Annotated in this window: 16 protein-coding genes; 10 read left to right on the forward strand and 6 right to left on the reverse strand. The window is 72.8% G+C overall.

Features of this window, described 5'->3' with window-relative positions; all coding sequences use genetic code 11:
- Positions 1-18 precede the first annotated feature (18 nt).
- Together ACF1FZ_RS24110 and ACF1FZ_RS24115 are read right to left on the reverse strand one after the other, a co-directional pair.
- Positions 19-1329 carry a deoxyguanosinetriphosphate triphosphohydrolase gene (locus ACF1FZ_RS24110; RefSeq protein ID WP_391775463.1) on the reverse strand — a complete coding sequence of 437 codons (1311 nt, stop codon included), beginning with the start codon at positions 1327-1329 and terminating at the stop codon, positions 19-21.
- Positions 1330-1345: 16 nt separating this feature from the next.
- Complete coding sequence (locus ACF1FZ_RS24115; protein ID WP_391775464.1) at positions 1346-2134, reverse strand: sirohydrochlorin chelatase; 789 nt, start codon at positions 2132-2134, stop codon at positions 1346-1348.
- 181 nt (positions 2135-2315) lie between these two features.
- Here ACF1FZ_RS24115 and ACF1FZ_RS24120 point away from each other — a divergent pair, with 181 nt between their 5' ends.
- Together ACF1FZ_RS24120 and ACF1FZ_RS24125 are read left to right on the forward strand one after the other, a co-directional pair.
- Positions 2316-3071, forward strand: coding sequence for a vancomycin high temperature exclusion protein (locus ACF1FZ_RS24120; RefSeq protein ID WP_391775465.1), 756 nt, complete (start codon positions 2316-2318; stop codon positions 3069-3071).
- A 67-nt stretch (positions 3072-3138) separates the two neighbouring features.
- On the forward strand, positions 3139-5214 hold the full coding sequence (locus tag ACF1FZ_RS24125; RefSeq protein WP_391775466.1) for a molybdopterin oxidoreductase family protein: 2076 nt from the start codon (positions 3139-3141) through the stop codon (positions 5212-5214).
- A gap of 119 nt (positions 5215-5333) precedes the next feature.
- Here the strand turns inward: ACF1FZ_RS24125 and cutA are convergent, their stop codons facing one another.
- Both cutA and ACF1FZ_RS24135 read right to left on the reverse strand, forming a co-directional pair.
- The gene (gene cutA / locus ACF1FZ_RS24130) at positions 5334-5672 is read right to left on the reverse strand and encodes a divalent-cation tolerance protein CutA (RefSeq protein WP_391775467.1); all 339 of its coding nucleotides are present in this window, start codon (positions 5670-5672) and stop codon (positions 5334-5336) included.
- 56 nt (positions 5673-5728) lie between these two features.
- Positions 5729-6307, reverse strand: a complete 579-nt coding sequence (locus ACF1FZ_RS24135) for an NADPH-dependent FMN reductase (RefSeq protein ID WP_391775468.1) — start codon at positions 6305-6307, stop codon at positions 5729-5731.
- A 69-nt stretch (positions 6308-6376) separates the two neighbouring features.
- Here ACF1FZ_RS24135 and ACF1FZ_RS24140 point away from each other — a divergent pair, with 69 nt between their 5' ends.
- The 4 genes from ACF1FZ_RS24140 to ACF1FZ_RS24155 all read left to right on the forward strand — a co-directional run bounded on the left by ACF1FZ_RS24140 (position 6377) and on the right by ACF1FZ_RS24155 (position 9474).
- Positions 6377-7192 (forward strand): aminotransferase class IV, encoded by an 816-nt coding sequence (locus ACF1FZ_RS24140; protein WP_391775469.1) that lies wholly within the window; start codon positions 6377-6379, stop codon positions 7190-7192.
- Between the two features lie 73 nt (positions 7193-7265).
- On the forward strand, positions 7266-7742 hold the full coding sequence (locus ACF1FZ_RS24145) for a DUF5990 family protein (protein ID WP_391775470.1): 477 nt from the start codon (positions 7266-7268) through the stop codon (positions 7740-7742).
- A 365-nt stretch (positions 7743-8107) separates the two neighbouring features.
- Positions 8108-8818, forward strand: coding sequence for a hypothetical protein (locus tag ACF1FZ_RS24150; RefSeq protein WP_391775471.1), 711 nt, complete (start codon positions 8108-8110; stop codon positions 8816-8818).
- 23 nt (positions 8819-8841) lie between these two features.
- Positions 8842-9474 (forward strand): class F sortase, encoded by a 633-nt coding sequence (locus ACF1FZ_RS24155; protein ID WP_391775472.1) that lies wholly within the window; start codon positions 8842-8844, stop codon positions 9472-9474.
- 26 nt (positions 9475-9500) lie between these two features.
- On the opposite strand, the gene ACF1FZ_RS24160 is transcribed toward ACF1FZ_RS24155, so the two are convergent.
- On the reverse strand, positions 9501-10292 hold the full coding sequence (locus ACF1FZ_RS24160) for a sulfite exporter TauE/SafE family protein (RefSeq protein WP_391775473.1): 792 nt from the start codon (positions 10290-10292) through the stop codon (positions 9501-9503).
- Between the two features lie 148 nt (positions 10293-10440).
- On the opposite strand from ACF1FZ_RS24160, the gene ACF1FZ_RS24165 reads away from it, so the two are divergent.
- The 4 genes from ACF1FZ_RS24165 to ACF1FZ_RS24180 all read left to right on the forward strand — a co-directional run bounded on the left by ACF1FZ_RS24165 (position 10441) and on the right by ACF1FZ_RS24180 (position 15912).
- A complete protein-coding gene (locus tag ACF1FZ_RS24165; protein WP_391775474.1) occupies positions 10441-11688 on the forward strand; it encodes an NAD(P)/FAD-dependent oxidoreductase in 1248 nt (415 codons plus the stop codon).
- A complete protein-coding gene (gene nirB / locus ACF1FZ_RS24170; protein ID WP_391775475.1) occupies positions 11688-14273 on the forward strand; it encodes a nitrite reductase large subunit NirB in 2586 nt (861 codons plus the stop codon). Before ACF1FZ_RS24165 ends, nirB begins: the two co-directional genes overlap by 1 nt.
- Complete coding sequence (gene nirD / locus ACF1FZ_RS24175; RefSeq protein ID WP_391775476.1) at positions 14273-14632, forward strand: nitrite reductase small subunit NirD; 360 nt, start codon at positions 14273-14275, stop codon at positions 14630-14632. Before nirB ends, nirD begins: the two co-directional genes overlap by 1 nt.
- A 116-nt stretch (positions 14633-14748) precedes the next feature.
- Positions 14749-15912, forward strand: coding sequence for an alkaline phosphatase PhoX (locus ACF1FZ_RS24180; RefSeq protein ID WP_391775477.1), 1164 nt, complete (start codon positions 14749-14751; stop codon positions 15910-15912).
- Between the two features lie 59 nt (positions 15913-15971).
- On the opposite strand, the gene ACF1FZ_RS24185 is transcribed toward ACF1FZ_RS24180, so the two are convergent.
- Positions 15972-16388: a VOC family protein gene (locus ACF1FZ_RS24185; RefSeq protein ID WP_391775478.1), complete on the reverse strand. Its 417-nt coding sequence runs from the start codon at positions 16386-16388 to the stop codon at positions 15972-15974.
- Between the last annotated feature and the right edge of the window lie 262 nt (positions 16389-16650).

A 16650-nucleotide genomic window follows, 5' to 3' on the forward strand; every position in this document is an offset into this window, starting at 1 on the left:
CACCGGCATGTGGCCCGGTCAGGGTCCAGTCTGCCCAACGACCGTGAGTGTTCCGTGAAGGGACCGCGCGGAGGCGTCCGTCAATGCGGCGATCTGGTCGACGAGGACCCTCTTGCGGGCCCGGTCGTCGGGGGCGGCGGTGTACAGCGCGCGGAACTGCGGCTCGAGCCCTTCGGGCGCACGGGTGGTGAGCGCGGCGGCGAGTTCGGCGATGACGATCCGCTGCCGGGCACGGATGACCCCCTGTTCGGCACGCTGCATGACGTAACGGTCGGCGACGGCCTTGAGTACGGCGCATTCGTTGCGCACCTCGCGCGGGACGATGAGCTCGGCGCCGTACCGGCCGAGCCGTCCGGGCCCGTAAGCGGCGCGGGTGGCCGATTCGGCGGCGAGACAGAACCTGCCGATGAGCTGGCTCGTCGCGTCCTTCAGCCGGGCCTGGGCGACCGCGGTGCCGTCGTAGTCGTGCGGCCACCACTCCTGGGCGGTGAGCCGGTCGAGGGCGTCGGAGAGCTCCTGGGGGTCGGTGTCCGCCGGGACGTAGCGTCCGACGGCGACGCCCCGGATCTCCGCCCGTTCCGGCTCGGAGAAGAGACAGGCGGGGTCGATGTGTCCGGCGTGCAGTCCGTCCTCGAAGTCGTGCACCGAGTAGGCGACGTCGTCGGACCAGTCCATGACCTGGGCCTCGAAACACTTCCTGTCCTGCGGCGCGCCCTTGCGGATCCAGTCGAAGACCGGCAGGTCGTCCTCGTACACCCCGAATTTCGGTGAGCCGGGGTCGGTGGGGTGCCCGCCCCGTGGCCAGGGGTACTTGGTGGCGGCGTCCAGGGCGGCCCGGGTCAGGTTGAGCCCCACGCTGACGAGCTCCCCGCTGCGGGGGTCGCGGACGAAGCGCTTGGGTTCGAGGCGGGCCAGCAGGCGCAGCGACTGGGCGTTGCCCTCGAAGCCGCCGCAGTCCGAGGCGAAGTCGTTGAGCGCCTGTTCGCCGTTGTGGCCGAAGGGCGGATGGCCCATGTCGTGGGAGAGGCAGGCCGCCTCCACCAGATCCGGGTCGCAGCCGAGCGCGGCGCCGAGCTCCCGGCCGACCTGGGCGCACTCCAGGGAGTGGGTGAGGCGGGTGCGGGGGCTGGCGTCCCAGACCAGGCTCCGGGTGCCGGGCGTGACGACCTGGGTCTTGCCGGCGAGCCTGCGCAGGGCTGCGGAGTGGAGCACCCTCGCGCGGTCGCGCTGGAACGCGGTGCGGCCGGGCCGCTTGTCGGGCTCGGTGTCCCAGCGCTCCGTGTCAGCGGGGCCGTAGGGCGTGTCCCTGGGGTCGTGCGTACCGTCCATGCCCCGACAGTAACGGTCAGGCGGAGGCCAGGAGCCACGGAGACGGCAGAGCGCCGCGGGTGGGCTCGCCGCCGGCCAGGGCCTGGTCGTAGCGGTGCAGCAGGAGGCGTGCCATCGCCGGGTGCGCGCCGAGCGGCGCGGAGGCGATGCCCGGTGCGGCGGCCGCCGAGACGGTCGCGAAGCGGCCGGGGGCCGTGAAGTAGGAGGCGAGGGCCACGCGGTGGCGGCCACGGGCGGCGAGTGCGCGCAGGGCTGCCGGTACGTCGGGGCTGGCCGCCGAGGCGTACGCGGGTACGACGGGCACCCCGCCGAGGCGGTCGCCGAGCATGGCGGCGGTGCGGCGGGCGTCGACGTCCGAGGCGGGGTCGCGCGACCCCGCGGCGGCCAGCACGACGGCGGCGCTGCGGCTCCTGCCGTCCTCGTCCTGCCAGCCGGCCTCGACGAGACGCTCGTACAGGGCCTCGACGAGCAGCGGGTGCGGTCCGAGCGGGGCTGCCACACGGGTCCGCAGGTGGCTCGCGGCCACCGCGGCGAGGGGCAGGTCGTGCCGGACGTGGTGGCCGCGTCCGAGCAGCAGCGGTACGAGGACGGCCTCGCCCCGCCCGATGCCGTCCAGGGTGTCCGGCAGCAGTGGTTCGTTCAGCTCGATGTGGCCGAGCCGGACGTCGAGGAGGGGCCGCAGCTCCCGTACCCGGTCCAGGAGCTCCAGGACGGTGCGCAGGGCCTGCGGGTCCCGGCTGCCGTGCGCGACGGCGACCAGGGTGGGGGCGGCTCTCCGGATGCGGTGCGTGGGCCTGCGGTTCATGGACCGATCGTCCCGGACGGACGTTGCCGGGCCGTTTCGCACCGGTGACGGGTGTTTGCCTCCGCCTCACGGACGGGTGGCCCGGGGTGTCAGTACCTTTCCACGCCCGGACCCGCGAACCTTTCGCGCCCGTGGTTCGTCCTCTCCATGAGGCATCCGGTACGAGCGCGGGGGGCGCCGCATGCGGCTGAGGACACCGGAGGGGCTCCGCCGTGCGGTGCGCGGGAAGCCGGGAGGGTTCGCCGTCACGCGGCCGCGGCTGCCGCGGACCCGCCGGGGGCAGCGACGGCTGGTGCAGGCGCTGATGGTCGCCTGCGCTGTGGCTCTGGCGCCCGCGGCATGGCTGCACACCACGGCCGACGCCCGGGTGCGGACGGCGGCGGACGCCCCGGCGCAGCAGGTGGCCGTGGTGTTCGGGGCCGGGCTGCGGGAGGGCCGGCCGTCGCCGTACCTCGCACACCGGCTGGACGCCGCCGCCGGGTTGTACAGGGCCGGCAAGGTCCGGGTCGTGCTCGTCACGGGGGACAACAGCCGTGTGGAGTACGACGAACCGGACGCCATGCGTACGTACCTCGTCCGGCGCGGGGTGCCGGACGGGCGGATCGTCAGCGACCACGCGGGCTTCGACACCTGGGACTCCTGCGTCCGGGCCAAGAAGATATTCGGGGTCGACCGGGCCGTCCTGGTGAGCCAGGGCTTCCACATACGGCGGGCGATCGCCCTGTGCCGGTCCGCCGGGATCGAGGCGTACGGGGTGGGCGTCGACGCCGTACACGACGTGACCTGGTACTACGGCGGGGCGCGGGAGGTGTTCGCGGCGGGCAAGGCGCTCCTGGACACCGTGTTCGAGCCGGATCCGCACTTCCTGGGTCCGCGGGAGCCGGGGGTGGCCCGGGCGCTCGCCGGTGACCTCACGGAGCCGGGCGGGGCGGGCTGAGGTGCACGTACCGGGGGTGTAACCGGGCGCACCGGTGCTCGTAATACCCGCCTCGTACGCTGGGCGTATGGCCCGCACCGAGACGTCCACCCACTGCCCGTACTGCGCGCTCCAGTGCGGGATGAAGCTGCGACCGGTCACCGACGGCGGGGTGGTCGAGGTCGTGGAGCGTACCGATTTCCCCGTCAACCGGGGGGCCCTGTGCGGCAAGGGGCGCACGGCGCCCGCCGTGCTCGCCGCCGGTGTGCGGCTGACGGGCCCTCTCGTGCGCGGCGCGGGCGGTGAGCTGGCGCCGGCGAGCTGGGACGAGGCGCTGGAGCGGATCGCGGACGGGCTGCGCGGGACACGGGCGGAGCACGGCGCGGACGCCGTGGGGGTGTTCGGCGGGGGCGGACTCACCAACGAGAAGGCGTACGCCCTGGGGAAGTTCGCCCGGGTGGTGCTCGGCACCTCGCAGATCGACTACAACGGCCGCTTCTGCATGTCGTCGGCGGCCGCCGCGCACCAGCGGGCGTTCGGCCTGGACCGTGGGCTGCCGTTCCCGCTGGAGGACATCCCCCGGACCGGGTGCGTGATCCTGGTCGGCTCGAATCTCGCGGAGACGATGCCGCCCGCCCTGCGCTACCTGACCGAGCTGCGGGAGAACGGCGGCCGGCTGATCGTCATCGATCCGCGCCGGACCCGGACCGCCGAGCAGGCGGATCTGCACCTGGCGCCCCGGCCCGGCACGGATCTGGCCCTCGCACTGGGCATGCTGCACCTGGTCGTGGCCGACGGGCGGGTGGACGAGGAGTTCGTCCGCACCCGGACGAGCGGCTGGGACGAGGCCAGGGCGGGTGCGATGGCGCACTGGCCGGAGCTGGTGGAGCGCCTCACCGGGGTGCCCGTGCCGCAGCTGCGCGAGGCCGTGGAGATGTTCTGCGGGGCCGGGGACGGGATGGTGCTCACCGCGCGGGGGCCCGAGCAGCAGGCCAAGGGCACGGACACGGTCGGGGCGTGGATCAACTTCTGTCTGGCCACCGGCCGGGCGGGCCGTCCGCTGTCGGGTTACGGCTGCCTGACCGGCCAGGGCAACGGCCAGGGCGGCCGGGAGCACGGCCAGAAGGCGGACCAGCTGCCCGGTTACCGCAAGCTCACGGACCCGGCGGCGCGCCGCCATGTGGCGGGGGTGTGGGGCGTCGACCCCGACACGCTGCCGGGGCCGGGACGCAGTGCCTACGAGCTGCTGGACGCGCTGGGGCGGGATGTGCGGACGCTGCTGGTCATGGGGTCGAATCCCGTCGTGTCGGCGCCGCACGCGGGGCACGTCGAGGAGCGGCTGCGGTCGCTGGACTTCCTGGCGGTCGCGGACGTGGTGCTGTCGGAGACGGCGGCGCTGGCCGATGTGGTGCTGCCGGTGACGCAGTGGGCGGAGGAGAGCGGGACGACGACCAGCCTCGAGGGCCGGGTGCTGCTGCGGCAGCGGGCGGTCACGCCGCCGGAGGGGGTGCGCAGCGACCTGGAGGTGCTGAACGCGCTGGCCGGGCTCCTCGGACACGGGAAGGGCTTCCCGGCCGAGCCGGAGGAGGTCTTCGACGAACTGCGCCGGGCCTCGGCGGGTGGCCCGGCCGACTACGCGGGTATCACCTACGCCCGGATCGCGGCGGAGGACGGGGTCTTCTGGCCCTGTCCCGACGAGGAGCACGCCGGGACGCCGAGGCTGTTCCTGGATCGGTTCGCGACGGACGACGGGCGGGCCTGGTTCGTCCCCGTCGCCCACCGGGCCGCCGCCGAGGAGACGGACGCGGAGTACCCGGTGGTGCTGACGACCGGACGGGTCGTGTCCCAGTACCAGTCGGGGGCGCAGACCCGCCGGGTGGCCGAGCTGAACGCCGCCGCGCCCGGGCCGTTCGTGGAGCTGCACCCGCGGCTCGCCGAACGGATCGGGGTCGCCGAGGGCGAGGGCGTCGCGGTCACCTCGCGGCGTGGGCGGGTGGTGGCACCGGCCCGGATCACCGTGGCGATCCGGCAGGACACCGTGTTCATGCCGTTCCACTGGCCGGGCGAGGGCCGGGCCAACACCCTGACCAATCCCGCGCTGGACCCGGTGTCACGCATGCCGGAGTTCAAGGTGTGCGCGGTGCGGGTGGAGGCCGCGGACTGAGCCGGCCCCCGCCGGGCACGGGCGGCCTCTCCTCGCGGACGCGCCCCTGGAGGAACCGGTCGTGGCCGGGCTCTTCGGGGAACGGCGTGCCGCACGCGAAGAAGGCGGCGGAACGTCCGTCACAGCATCGCGTCAGGTGCCGTCTCCGCCGACACCCAAGCCAGGTAGCGGTCGCTGCCGCGCACCACCGGGGTGGCGATGATCTCGGGTGTCTCGTAGTCGTGGGCCGCGACGAGGTGGGCCTCCAGTTCGTCGTACCGCCCGGCCGCCGTCTTGAACACCACCTGCCACTCCTCACCGGTCTCGACCGCGCCCTGCCAGCGGAAGACGGAGGTGACGGGCGCCGAGATCTGGGCGCAGGCGGCGAGCCGTGCGTCCACCGCGCCCCGGGCCAGGGCGCGGGCCTTCTCCTCGCTGTCCGTCGTGGTCAGTACGGTCAGCCATGCGGGCTCGGCCATCCCGGGTCTCCTTCTGATCGGTGTCCGTGGCCCTTCCATGGTCGGCCCTCGTCATGTCAGCCGCCGTACGGATGCCGGATCCTGGCCTCGCGCAGGGCGCGGCCCCACCAGACCAGCTGGTCGAGCATCCTCTTCGCCGCCCCGTCGGCCTCGGCCGGGTCCTTGAGCACACCACGGTCGTCGAAGAGCGCGCCGGCGTTGTGGAACGAGACCGTCTCACGCACGGACATGGCGTGCAGTTCGGCGAAGACCTGACGCAGGTGCTCCACGGCCCGCAGACCGCCGGAGACCCCGCCGTAGGACACGAACGCGACGGGTTTGGCCTGCCATTCGGCGAAGTGCCGGTCGATGAGGTTCTTCAGCGGGGCCGGGTAGGAGTGGTTGTACTCGGGGGTCAGGACGACGAAGGCGTCGGCGCGTGCCAGCCGGGAGGCCGCGTGCGCGCCCCCGGTGGCGGGCGGTTCGGTGTCGGCGACGTCGATCAGCTCGGCCCCGACGTCCGGGTGGCCGGACGCCTGCTCCAGGAACCACCGGGCGACTCTGGGCCCGAAGCGGCCCTCGCGGTTGCTGCCGAGGATGACGGCCACCTCGAGCGGGGCGTCGGAGGAAGGGGAGACAGGTGTGTTGAGGTCCATGCACCGAAGACTCACACCTCAACTGCGCTTGAGGTCAAGCATCGGCCGCCGGCACCTAAAGTGGAGGGCATGACCGCTCCCGCACCGGACCTCCATGTCGAGTTCGACGGCCGCCCCGCCACCGCGGAGGACCTGCGGATCCCGGCTTTCGCCGGCTACGGCCATTTCACCGCGATGCAGGTCAGGGACCGTACGGTGCGCGGACTCCCCCTGCATCTGGACCGGCTGGACTCCGCGAACCGGGAACTCTTCGGGCAGCCCCTGGACGGGAATCGGGTGCGGGACCTGATCGGGCACGCACTCGACGGCGCCGGCGTGCGGGACGCGTCGGTCCGGGTGCACGGCTTCCTGCCACCGGACACCACGGCGACGGTGGTGATGGTGACGGTGCGGGGGCCGGCCCGTGCGGACGGTGCCCCCAGGAGCCTGATGTCGGTCCCGTTCGCACGTTCCGTGCCGCACATCAAGCGACCCGGTGAGTTCTGCCAGATCTACTACGGTCAGCAGGCCCGGCAGGCGGGTTTCGACGAGGCGCTGCTCATCTCGCCCGGCGGCATGGTGACCGAAGGAGCGGTCACCAACATCGGCTTCTGGGACGGCACTTCGGTGGTCTGGCCGGACGCCCCGGCCCTGCCGGGCATCACCATGGCACTGCTGGAGAGCGGACTCGCGCGGACGGACCACCCCTCCGTGCGGCGCGGGGTGGCCCTGGACGGAGTGGGCGCGTACCGGGCGGCGTTCGTCGCCAACTCGCAGGGCATCGCACCGGTCCGCCGGATCGACGCCACCCCCTTCGCCGTCGACGAGGGCCTGATGAAGATGCTCGGCCAGGTGTACGAGGACTCCCCGTGCGAGGCGGTCCGGCCTTCCCCGGAGACGGTCTGAACCCTCTCCCGCGAGACGCCCGGCCTTCCTCCGGGGGCTGCCCGGCCTCCTCGGCGTACAGGACCATGGAGCCATGCAGATCCACATCGAAGCCTCAGAACTCCCGGGCCGCACCTGCGGCCCTGACACCGACTTCGCCGGTTTCGACAACATCCACGTCGGCGTGCAGCGCAAGGACCGGCCCGGCGAACTGCTCGGCCTGCACCCCGGCGACGCGCCGCTCGCCTCCTGGACCCTGGACTGCACCGCCGCGCCCACCGCGGAGGGCGTCGAGGTGTCGGGGCCGTACATCCAGAACCGGCTCGGGGGGCGCTTCGTCTACCTCTCCTGGGGCACCGTCGACGCCTCCGGCGCCTTCACCATGTTCCGGCGGGCCAAGCTGATGATGAGCGACATCGGCCCGGAGATCCTGGAGGCAGCCTCGCGGACGGGACACCTCACCGCCCGGCTGCGCCTGACCGACGAGAGGGGGCAGCCTCGCTGTGCCCGCGTACGCCCGCCGGACATCGTCTGGTCCGCGACGGACGGGAGCGCCCCCCGCGAGGCTTGAGACAGGGAGGCGGAGGGGGAGACATGGCGCCGCCCTCAGCGGCCCCAGGGGGGGAGGGCCGGTGAGGGCGGTGCCCCTGGGACCGGCGGGGGGCGCCGTCCCGTGGGGGGGTACGGATCATGTTCCCGGCCCATACAGGTCCATTCTTGTGACCTACGTCACACTTCAATCACCAGGGGGGTCACCCGTACGGGCCCGGGCGGGCCCGGCGGCTTCCACCTGCACCGCGACCTGCGCCGGTCCGGGCGGGCGGGCGCACACGCGGGGCCCGTACGGGTGAAAACTGACGCTCCGTCAGCATGCGGCCGGGAGGCACGGCCCGTTACCTCGGAGGCAGGACACATCCGTCTGCCCGGAGGATTCCCATGCGCAGCCCTGCCCGCCTCGTGACCGGTACCGCCGCCGCGGCCCTCACTGCCGCCGCGCTCGGCCTCGCCGCCCCCTCCGCCCAGGCGGACGGCCTCGGCAGACCGCAGCTCTCCGCCGCGACGGCCGCGGTCGGTGCGGCGGACTGCGGGCCCGAGGGTGGGGCCGGCACCGGCGCGGCCGTCTCCTGCGACAGCGCCGAGGCCGCGGTCGGCGACATGACCGAAGACCTGGAGCCCGAAGACCTGGAGCCCGGGGTCCCGGAGCCCGGGGTCCCGGAGTTCGGGGATCTGGAGCCGGCCGAGGACCCGGGCCCCGCCGACGGCCTGGAGGCCGAGGACCTCGCGGCGATCGAGGAGCCCGCCTGGCCGGAGGAGGACGAGGCAGGGACCGGGGACGAGGCCGGAGCGGTCCAGCGGCCCGGGTCCGGCACGGGGACACCCCCCGGGACGAAGCCGGGAACACGCCCCGACCCCACACGTCCGCCCGGGACCGGCCCGGAGTCCGCGAAACCGACCGTGCCCCCGGGGCACAGGCCCACGGCCGCACCCCGTCCCAGCCGGCCCTCCGGGCACGTCGGGACGGGCACCGGCGGCAGCGCCGCACCCGACACCGCTCAGCTCGCCGCGGGCGCCGGCCTCGTCGGGGCGGCGGTCGTCGGCGGCGTCCTGCTCCTGCGCCGGCGCCGCACGGACGGCATGCGTTACTGAGGCCGGCCGGCGGAGAACGAGACGTGGACAGGACGGCGCTGAAAGCCAGGGCCTGGCTGGTGGGCATCGTCGCGCTGTGCGGCCTGTGGCTGGTCCACAACGGTGCGGCCGTCAGGACCGCCGCCCCCCAGCCGGCCACCGCGGAGGCCTTCGCCGCGGGCCCCGGCCCACGGCCCGGTACACGGGTCGCCGAGCCTCTGCGCCCCTCAGGACCGGTCAGGATCCGCATCCCCGCCATCGGCGTGGACGCGCCCATGACGGGTCTGGGGCTGGGCGCGGACGGCAGCCTCGACGCACCCCCCGCCGGGAACCGGAACCTCGCGGGCTGGTTCGAGGACGGCACGCCCCCCGGCGCGAAGGGCACCGCGATAGTCGCCGGTCATGTCGACAACGCCGAGGGGCCGTCCGTCTTCTACGCCCTCGGCTCCCTGAAGAAGGGGGCCACGGTCGAGATCGGCCGCCGGGACGGCCGTACCGCCGTCTTCTCGGTCGACGCGGTCGAGGTGTACGACAAGGACGACTTCCCGGACGAGCGCGTCTACGGCGCCACGCCGCACGCCTCACTGCGGCTGATCACCTGCGGCGGCGGTTTCACCCGCGAAACCGGCTACCAGGGCAACGTGGTGGCGTACGCCCATCTCACCGAGGTGCGCTGATCAGGCCGCCCACCGGTCGAAGCCGCTCAGGCCGTCCACTGGTCGAAGCCGAGCTTGGCGACCAGTGAGAACACCACGACCAGCAGGACCCCGCGGACGAAGTCGCTGCCCTTCCTGAGCGCCATCCGTGCCCCGAGCATCCCGCCCGCCAGATTGAACACGGCCATCAGCGCGGCCAGCTGCCACAGGACGGTGCCCTGGTAGGCGAACATCGCCAGCGCCCCGGCGTTGGTGCAGACGTTCACGATCTTGGCGTTGGCGGAGGCGGTGACCAGGTCGAGGTGGAGCACGGCGGTCAGGGCCAGCACCAGGAAGGTGCCCGTACCGGGCCCGAACAGTCCGTCGTAGAAACCGATACCGCCGCCGACCAGCACGATCGCGGTGACCGTGCGGGCCCGGGAGACCTTCTTGCCCGTGCCGTCGCCGACCGCCGCCGTGCCGAAGGACGGGCGCAGCACCACGAAGGCCGCCACGGCGAGCAGCACCACCATGATCACCGGGCGCAGTACGTCGCTGCTGATGCCCGCGGCGAAGAAGGCACCGGCCATCGATCCCGCGAGCGCCATCAGCCCGATGCGTACGGCGGTCCCCACCTGGACGGGCGCCTTGCGTACGTAGGTGACGGCGGCTCCCGAGGTGCCCACGACGGCGACGGCCTTGTTGGTGCCCAGGATGTGCGCGGCGGGGACGTGCGGGAGGCCCAGCAGCAGGGCGGGCAGGAGGAGCAGCCCACCGCCTCCCACCACCGCGTCGATCCAGCCGGCCGCCAGGGCGGCCAGGCAGAGGAGGACCAGGGTGGTGAGCGTCGTCTCGGGCATGACCGTGACCCTAAGCAGGTGGCGGGTACACCGTCCAACCGGCCTCCCCTTCCCTCACAGAGGGCTTCACGGCGCGCTGAGCGCAAGGTTCCTCCCGGGAAACAGGAGGGATGCGGTCGGGTAACACCCACCGCGCACGCTCATGGACATGAGGACACAGACGGAGAACGCGGCGCGGGTGGTGGTGATCGGCGCCGGGATGGCGGGCGCGCGGCTCGCCGCCCGGGTCCCCGGTGTCACCGTCATCGGCGAGGAAGCGCACGCACCGTACAACAGGGTGCTGCTGGCCGAGGTGCTCGCCGGCCGGTACGAGCCGGACGTGATCGCACTGCCGCCCGCCGAGGTGCGGCGCGGGGTGCGGGTCGTGCGGATCGACCGGACGGAACGGCAGGTGCTCTGCGACGACGGCGGTGTCATCGGTTACGAGCGCCTGGTGCTGGCCACCGGCTCCAACCCGGTGCTGCCGCCGCTGCGGGGCCTGGGCCACACGCTGCCGGACGGGGTGCATCCCTTCCGCACCCTCGACGACTGCCTGGCCCTGCGCGCCGCCGTACGTCCCGGGGTGCGCGCCGTCGTCATCGGCGGCGGGCTCCTCGGGGTGTCGGCCGCCCGCGCTCTGGCGGAGTGCGGCGCCCAGGTGGTGCTGGCCCAGCAGGGTGAGCACCTCATGGAGCGGCAGCTGGACGCCGAGGCGGCCGGGATGCTGCGCCGTCATCTGGAGGCCCTCGGGGTCGAGGTGCACACCGAGTGCCGGGTGCGCGGACTGCGCTGCACCGACGGAAAGACCCCGGCGGTGCGGGCCGTGGAAATGGCCGACGGTTATGAGCTGGAGGCCGAGATCACCGTGCTGGCCTGCGGAGTCCGCCCCAGGGCGGGTCTGGCGCAGGCAGCCGGTCTCGACGTCCGCAAGGGCATCGTCGTGGACGGCGAACTGCGCACCTCCGACCCGTACATCCACGCCGTCGGCGACTGCGCGGAACACGGCGGGAAGGTCTACGGGCTGGCGGGGGCCGCCCTCGAACAGGCCGACGTCCTGGCCGAGGTGCTGGCCGGGCGCCCCGCCCGCTACGAGGGCACCAGGGCGCTGACCCGGCTCACCCTGCGCTCCCCCTCCGTCGCCCCCGCCGCCGCCGGGGCCACCGTGCCCACCGGGAACCTCGACCTGGCAGCCTTCGGCGACTCCCGCCCGATGCCCGGTGACGACGTGATCCGGCTGGCCGACGCCACCCGGAACGCGTACCGCACGGTCGTCGTCCGGGGCGACCGGCTGGCCGGCGGGGTGCTGTTCGGCGATCTCGCCGCGGTCGGCACTCTCGCCCGGACCTGGCAGGACGACGCTCTCCTCCCCGCCGACATGTCCCTGCTCCACCTGCTGACCAACGACGGAGGCTTCTGATGCCGGTGTCCACTCCCCCGACCGCCCCCACCGCAGGCGTGCCGACGATCGTGGTCGTCGGGCACGGAATGGTCGGGCAGCGGTTCCTGGAAGCGCTCGCCGACCGTGGTCTGACCGCCGCCGCGGGCACCGCCCGGGTCGTCGTGCTCTGCGAGGAGCCCCGCCCCGCGTACGACCGGGTGCAGCTGACCTCCTACTTCTCCGGGAAGACGCCGGAGGACCTCTCGCTCGTCGAGCCGGGCTTCATGGAGCAGCACGGCATCGAGCTGCGCGTCGGCGATCCGGCGGAGAGCATCGACCGTGAGACGCGCACCGTCACCGCGCGCTCCGGAGAGGTCTTCTCCTACGACACACTGGTGCTGGCCACCGGCTCGTACCCCTTCGTCCCGCCCGTGCCCGGCAAGGACGCCGAGGGCTGCTTCGTCTACCGCACCATCGAGGACCTCCTCGCGATCGAGGAGTACGCGAAGACCGCGAAGACCGGTGCGGTCGTCGGCGGAGGGCTCCTCGGCCTGGAGGCCGCGGGCGCGCTGAAAGGTCTCGGACTCGACACGCACGTCGTGGAGTTCGCCCCCCGGCTGATGCCGGTCCAGGTCGACGACGGCGGCGGCGCCGCGTTGCTGCGCACCATCGAGAACATGGGTCTCTCCGTCCACACGGGTGTCGGCACCCAGGAGGTCACCGCGGGCGAGGACGGCCGGGTCGACGGCATGTCCCTGTCGGACGGTTCGTCGCTCGAGACCGACCTCGTCGTCTTCTCCGCCGGTGTACGCCCTCGGGACCAGCTGGCCCGCGACTGCGGACTGGCGGTCGGCCCGCGCGGCGGCATCGTCGTCGACGAGCAGTGCCGCACCTCCGACAGCGCCGTGTTCGCGATCGGCGAGTGCGCGCTGGCCTCCGACGGCCGGGTCTACGGCCTGGTGGCGCCGGGTTACGAGATGGCGCTGGCGGTCGCCGAGGTGATCGCGGGCAGCCCGGCCTCGTTCACCGGCGCCGACCTCTCCACGAAGCTCAAGCTGCTCGGTGTGGACGTCGCCTCCTTCGGTGACGCGCACGGCGCGGCCGAGGGCTGTCTCGACGTCGTGTACGCGGACTCCCGCTCGGGTGTCTACAAGAAGCTGGTGATCGGCCAGGACGGCACGCTCCTCGGTGGTGTCCTGGTCGGCGACGCCGACCAGTACGGGACGCTGCGGCCGATGACCGGCACGGTGCTCCCCGTCGCCCCGGAGCAACTGGTGCTGCCGGCCGGCGCGGGCGGCCCGGTCACCCTCGGCCCGTCCTCGCTGCCCGACGAGGCCGTGATCTGTTCCTGCCACAACGTCACCAAGGGTGCGATCTGTGAACACACCACGCTGCCCGAGGTGAAGAAGTGCACCAAGGCCGGCACGGGTTGCGGCAGTTGCCTCAAGGTCATCGGGCAGCTGCTTCCGCAACCCGAGGACCAGGGACTGTGCGGCTGCTTCGCGTACACCCGCAGCGAGCTGTACGAGATCGTCCGCACCCTGGGCATCACGACGTACGCCGGCCTCCTCGACTCGCACGGCCGTGAGGCCGCCCGTGGTGGCGACGGCTGCGAGGTCTGCAAGCCCACGGTCGGCTCGGTCATCGCCTCGCTGGCCCCGACGGTCGGTGCGAGCGGTTACGTCCTGGACGGTGAGCAGGCGGCCCTCCAGGACACCAACGACCACTTCCTCGCCAACCTCCAGCGCAACGGCTCGTACTCCGTCGTGCCGCGCATCCCCGGTGGTGAGATCACCCCGGAGAAGCTGATCGTGATCGGCGAGGTGGCCCGGGACTTCGGCCTCTACACCAAGATCACCGGCGGCCAGCGGATCGACCTGTTCGGCGCCCGCGTCGACCAGCTGCCGCTGATCTGGACGCGCCTGGTGGACGCGGGTTTCGAGTCGGGACACGCCTACGGGAAGTCGCTGCGCACGGTGAAGTCCTGTGTGGGGCAGACCTGGTGCCGCTACGGCGTGCAGGACTCGGTGAGGATGGCCATCGACCTGGAGCTGCGCTACCGGGGCCTGCGCTCGCCGCACAAGCTGAAGTCGGCGGTCTCGGGCTGCGCCCGGGAGTGCGCGGAGGCCCGGGGCAAGGACTTCGGGATCATCGCCACGGCGCAGGGCTGGAACCTCTACGTGGGTGGAAACGGCGGCGCGACTCCCCGCCACGCGGACCTGCTCGCCCAGGACCTCTCGGACGCCGAACTCGTCCGTCTCATCGACCGGTTCCTGATGTTCTACATCCGCACGGCGGACCGCCTCGAGCGCACCTCGACCTGGCTGGACCGGATCGAGGGCGGCCTTGACCACGTCCGCGACGTCGTCGTCCACGACTCGCTGGGCCTGTGCGACGAGCTGGAGCGGCTGATGACCGACCACGTCGCCGGTTACCGCGACGAGTGGGCCGAGACCATCAACGACCCGGAGCGGCTGCGGCGCTTCGTCACCTTCGTCAACGCCCCCGACGCGCCCGACCCCTCGGTCAGGTTCGTCCCGGAGCGCGACCAGGTCAAGCCCGACCTGGACATCCTCGCGGGCCCGGTGCTTGCCATCCGTACTCTTGAAGGGACTTCTTCCTGATGACGACCCAGACGATGGAAACGGCGCAGGACACCCGGGCGATCCAGCTCGCGGACGGGGCCGGCTGGCTCACGGTCTGCGACCGTTCGCTGCTGACCCCGGGGCGCGGTGTGGCGGCGCTCCTCCCGGACGGCCGGCAGGTCGCGTTGTTCGTGGACCGGGCGGGGCGCGCGTACGCGATCGACAACCGTGACCCGTTCACCGGTGCGTACGTCCTCTCACGCGGCCTGGTCGGCTCCGCGGAGGGGCGGCCGTTCGTCGCGTCGCCGCTGCTGAAGCAGCGCTTCGATCTGGAGACGGGCGCCTGCCTGGACGACGACGACGTCACCGTGCCGGTCTTCCCGGTCCGCGCGGGCTGACTCCGTTGCGTTCACCGGGTGTTGACGCTCCGTAAACCGCGTCCCTCTACTGTCCTGACGTTCGTCCCGCCGGGCCGGCCGGTCCGGCGGGCCCGCACGTCACCCGTGGAGTGATCGTGGAACGTCGGACCTTCTTGCGTACAGCGGTGATCGGCAGCTCGGCGGCGGCCTTCGGCGGCACCCTGTGGCGAGGCGCCGCCTTCGCGGACCCGGCCCAGCCGGCCGCCGGCCCCTACGGTGCGCTGCAGGCGGCCGACGGCAACGGCATCCTGCTGCCGAGCGGCTTCACCAGCAGGATCATCGCCCGCTCGGGCCGGACCGTCCCCGGCACCTCGTACACCTGGCACCACGCGCCCGACGGCGGTGCCACGTTCACCGACGGCAGCGGCTGGATCTACGTCTCCAACGCGGAGGTCTCCGCGAGCAGCGGCGGCGGGGCGAGCGCGGTGCGCTTCAACTCCTCGGGCGCCGTCACCTCGGCCTACCGCATCCTGTCCGGTACGAACACCAACTGCGCGGGCGGCCGCACCCCCTGGAACACCTGGCTGTCCTGCGAGGAGGTGACCCGCGGCTTCGTGTACGAGACCGACCCGTGGGGGGTGAGCGCCGCCGTACAGCGTCCCGCGATGGGCCGCTTCAAGCACGAGGCCGCGGCAGCCGACCCCGATCACGGCTACGTCTACCTGACCGAGGACGAGACGGACGGCCGCTTCTACCGCTTCCGCCCCACCACGTGGGGCAACCTGTCGTCCGGCACGCTCCAGGTGCTGGTGGCGGGCACCGGCACCTCGGGCCCGGTCACCTGGAAGACGGTTCCCGACCCGGACGGCTCGCCCGCACAGACCCGTTACCAGGTCTCCGGCGCCAAGGTGTTCAACGGCGGCGAGGGCTGCTTCTACGCGGCGGGCACCTGCTGGTTCACCACCAAGGGCGACAACCGGGTGTGGGCGTACGACGCGAACACCTCGTCCCTCTCGCTCGCCTACGACGACTCGCTCGTCACGGGCGGCGCCCCGCTGACCGGCGTCGACAACGTCACCCGTGCCGCCTCCGGTGACCTGTACGTCGCGGAGGACGGCGGGAACATGGAGATCTGCCTGATCACCCCGGACGACACCGTCGCCCCGTTCCTGCGGGTCAGCGGCCAGTCCGGCTCGGAGATCACCGGCCCGGCGTTCTCCCCGGACGGCAGGCGGCTCTACTTCTCCTCGCAGCGCGGGACCAGCGGGAGCTCCTCCGGCGGCATCACCTACGAGGTCACCGGGCCGTTCCGCTCCTGACGCGCCCCGTGCGGCAGCGGTCGCGGGGCCGGCTCACGCGACCGCTGCCCCACCGGATGTCAGGCCTGGCCCTCGACCGCGGAGGCGTCCATCCAGACGACCTCCCAGATGTGGTGGTCGGGGTCCTGGAAGGAACGGCCGTACATGAAGCCCTCGTCCATGGGGTCGTTGGCGGGCGACCCGCCGTTGGCGAGCGCGGCGTCGGCCATCTCGTCGACCTTCTCGCGGCTCTCGGCGCTCAGGGCGAGGATGACCTCGGTCGTTCTCGACGCGTCGGCCAGGTCCTTCTTGGTGAAGTCCTTGAAGCGCGGCTCGCTGATGAGCATCGCGAAGATCGTGTCGCTGATGACCAGACAGGCCGTCGAGTCGTCGCTGAACTGCGGGTTGAAACCGAAGCCGAGCTTCGCGAAGAAGTTCTTCGTCGTCTCCAGGTCCTTGACCGGCAGGTTCACGAAGATCATCTGGGGCTGAGACATGGTTCCACTCTTCCGTCCGGCACTCTGGGTGCTTCCGCGTGCTCCGTCGAAGCGCTTACGAGAGGTAGACGACGGCGGCGTACGGAACTCATCGCCCGGGAGACGAAAACTTTTCCGCGCACCGCGTTCCCGGTCTTCCGGGCCCGGACGCCGGGCCGGCTGGTCCGCCGCCCCCGTTATGTTCTTGGCGGTCCTGCAATGGGACCGCTGGCCTCCGGGCCCGGCATGACTGTGTCCCCCTGTCGAAGGCATGACCTGGGGG

The organism is Streptomyces sp. NPDC014623, from assembly GCF_043088245.1.
Taxonomy (GTDB): domain Bacteria; phylum Actinomycetota; class Actinomycetes; order Streptomycetales; family Streptomycetaceae; genus Streptomyces.

Coding starts and splice junctions, on each gene's coding strand:
- ACF1FZ_RS24110 (WP_391775463.1), bottom strand. CDS start 1,329: ATGGACGGTACGCACGACCCCAGGGACACGCCCTACGGCCCCGCTGAC.
- ACF1FZ_RS24115 (WP_391775464.1), bottom strand. CDS start 2,134: ATGAACCGCAGGCCCACGCACCGCATCCGGAGAGCCGCCCCCACCCTG.
- ACF1FZ_RS24120 (WP_391775465.1), top strand. CDS start 2,316: ATGCGGCTGAGGACACCGGAGGGGCTCCGCCGTGCGGTGCGCGGGAAG.
- ACF1FZ_RS24125 (WP_391775466.1), top strand. CDS start 3,139: ATGGCCCGCACCGAGACGTCCACCCACTGCCCGTACTGCGCGCTCCAG.
- cutA (WP_391775467.1), bottom strand. CDS start 5,672: ATGGCCGAGCCCGCATGGCTGACCGTACTGACCACGACGGACAGCGAG.
- ACF1FZ_RS24135 (WP_391775468.1), bottom strand. CDS start 6,307: ATGGACCTCAACACACCTGTCTCCCCTTCCTCCGACGCCCCGCTCGAG.
- ACF1FZ_RS24140 (WP_391775469.1), top strand. CDS start 6,377: ATGACCGCTCCCGCACCGGACCTCCATGTCGAGTTCGACGGCCGCCCC.
- ACF1FZ_RS24145 (WP_391775470.1), top strand. CDS start 7,266: ATGCAGATCCACATCGAAGCCTCAGAACTCCCGGGCCGCACCTGCGGC.
- ACF1FZ_RS24150 (WP_391775471.1), top strand. CDS start 8,108: ATGCGCAGCCCTGCCCGCCTCGTGACCGGTACCGCCGCCGCGGCCCTC.
- ACF1FZ_RS24160 (WP_391775473.1), bottom strand. CDS start 10,292: ATGCCCGAGACGACGCTCACCACCCTGGTCCTCCTCTGCCTGGCCGCC.
- ACF1FZ_RS24165 (WP_391775474.1), top strand. CDS start 10,441: ATGAGGACACAGACGGAGAACGCGGCGCGGGTGGTGGTGATCGGCGCC.
- nirB (WP_391775475.1), top strand. CDS start 11,688: ATGCCGGTGTCCACTCCCCCGACCGCCCCCACCGCAGGCGTGCCGACG.
- nirD (WP_391775476.1), top strand. CDS start 14,273: ATGACGACCCAGACGATGGAAACGGCGCAGGACACCCGGGCGATCCAG.
- ACF1FZ_RS24185 (WP_391775478.1), bottom strand. CDS start 16,388: ATGTCTCAGCCCCAGATGATCTTCGTGAACCTGCCGGTCAAGGACCTG.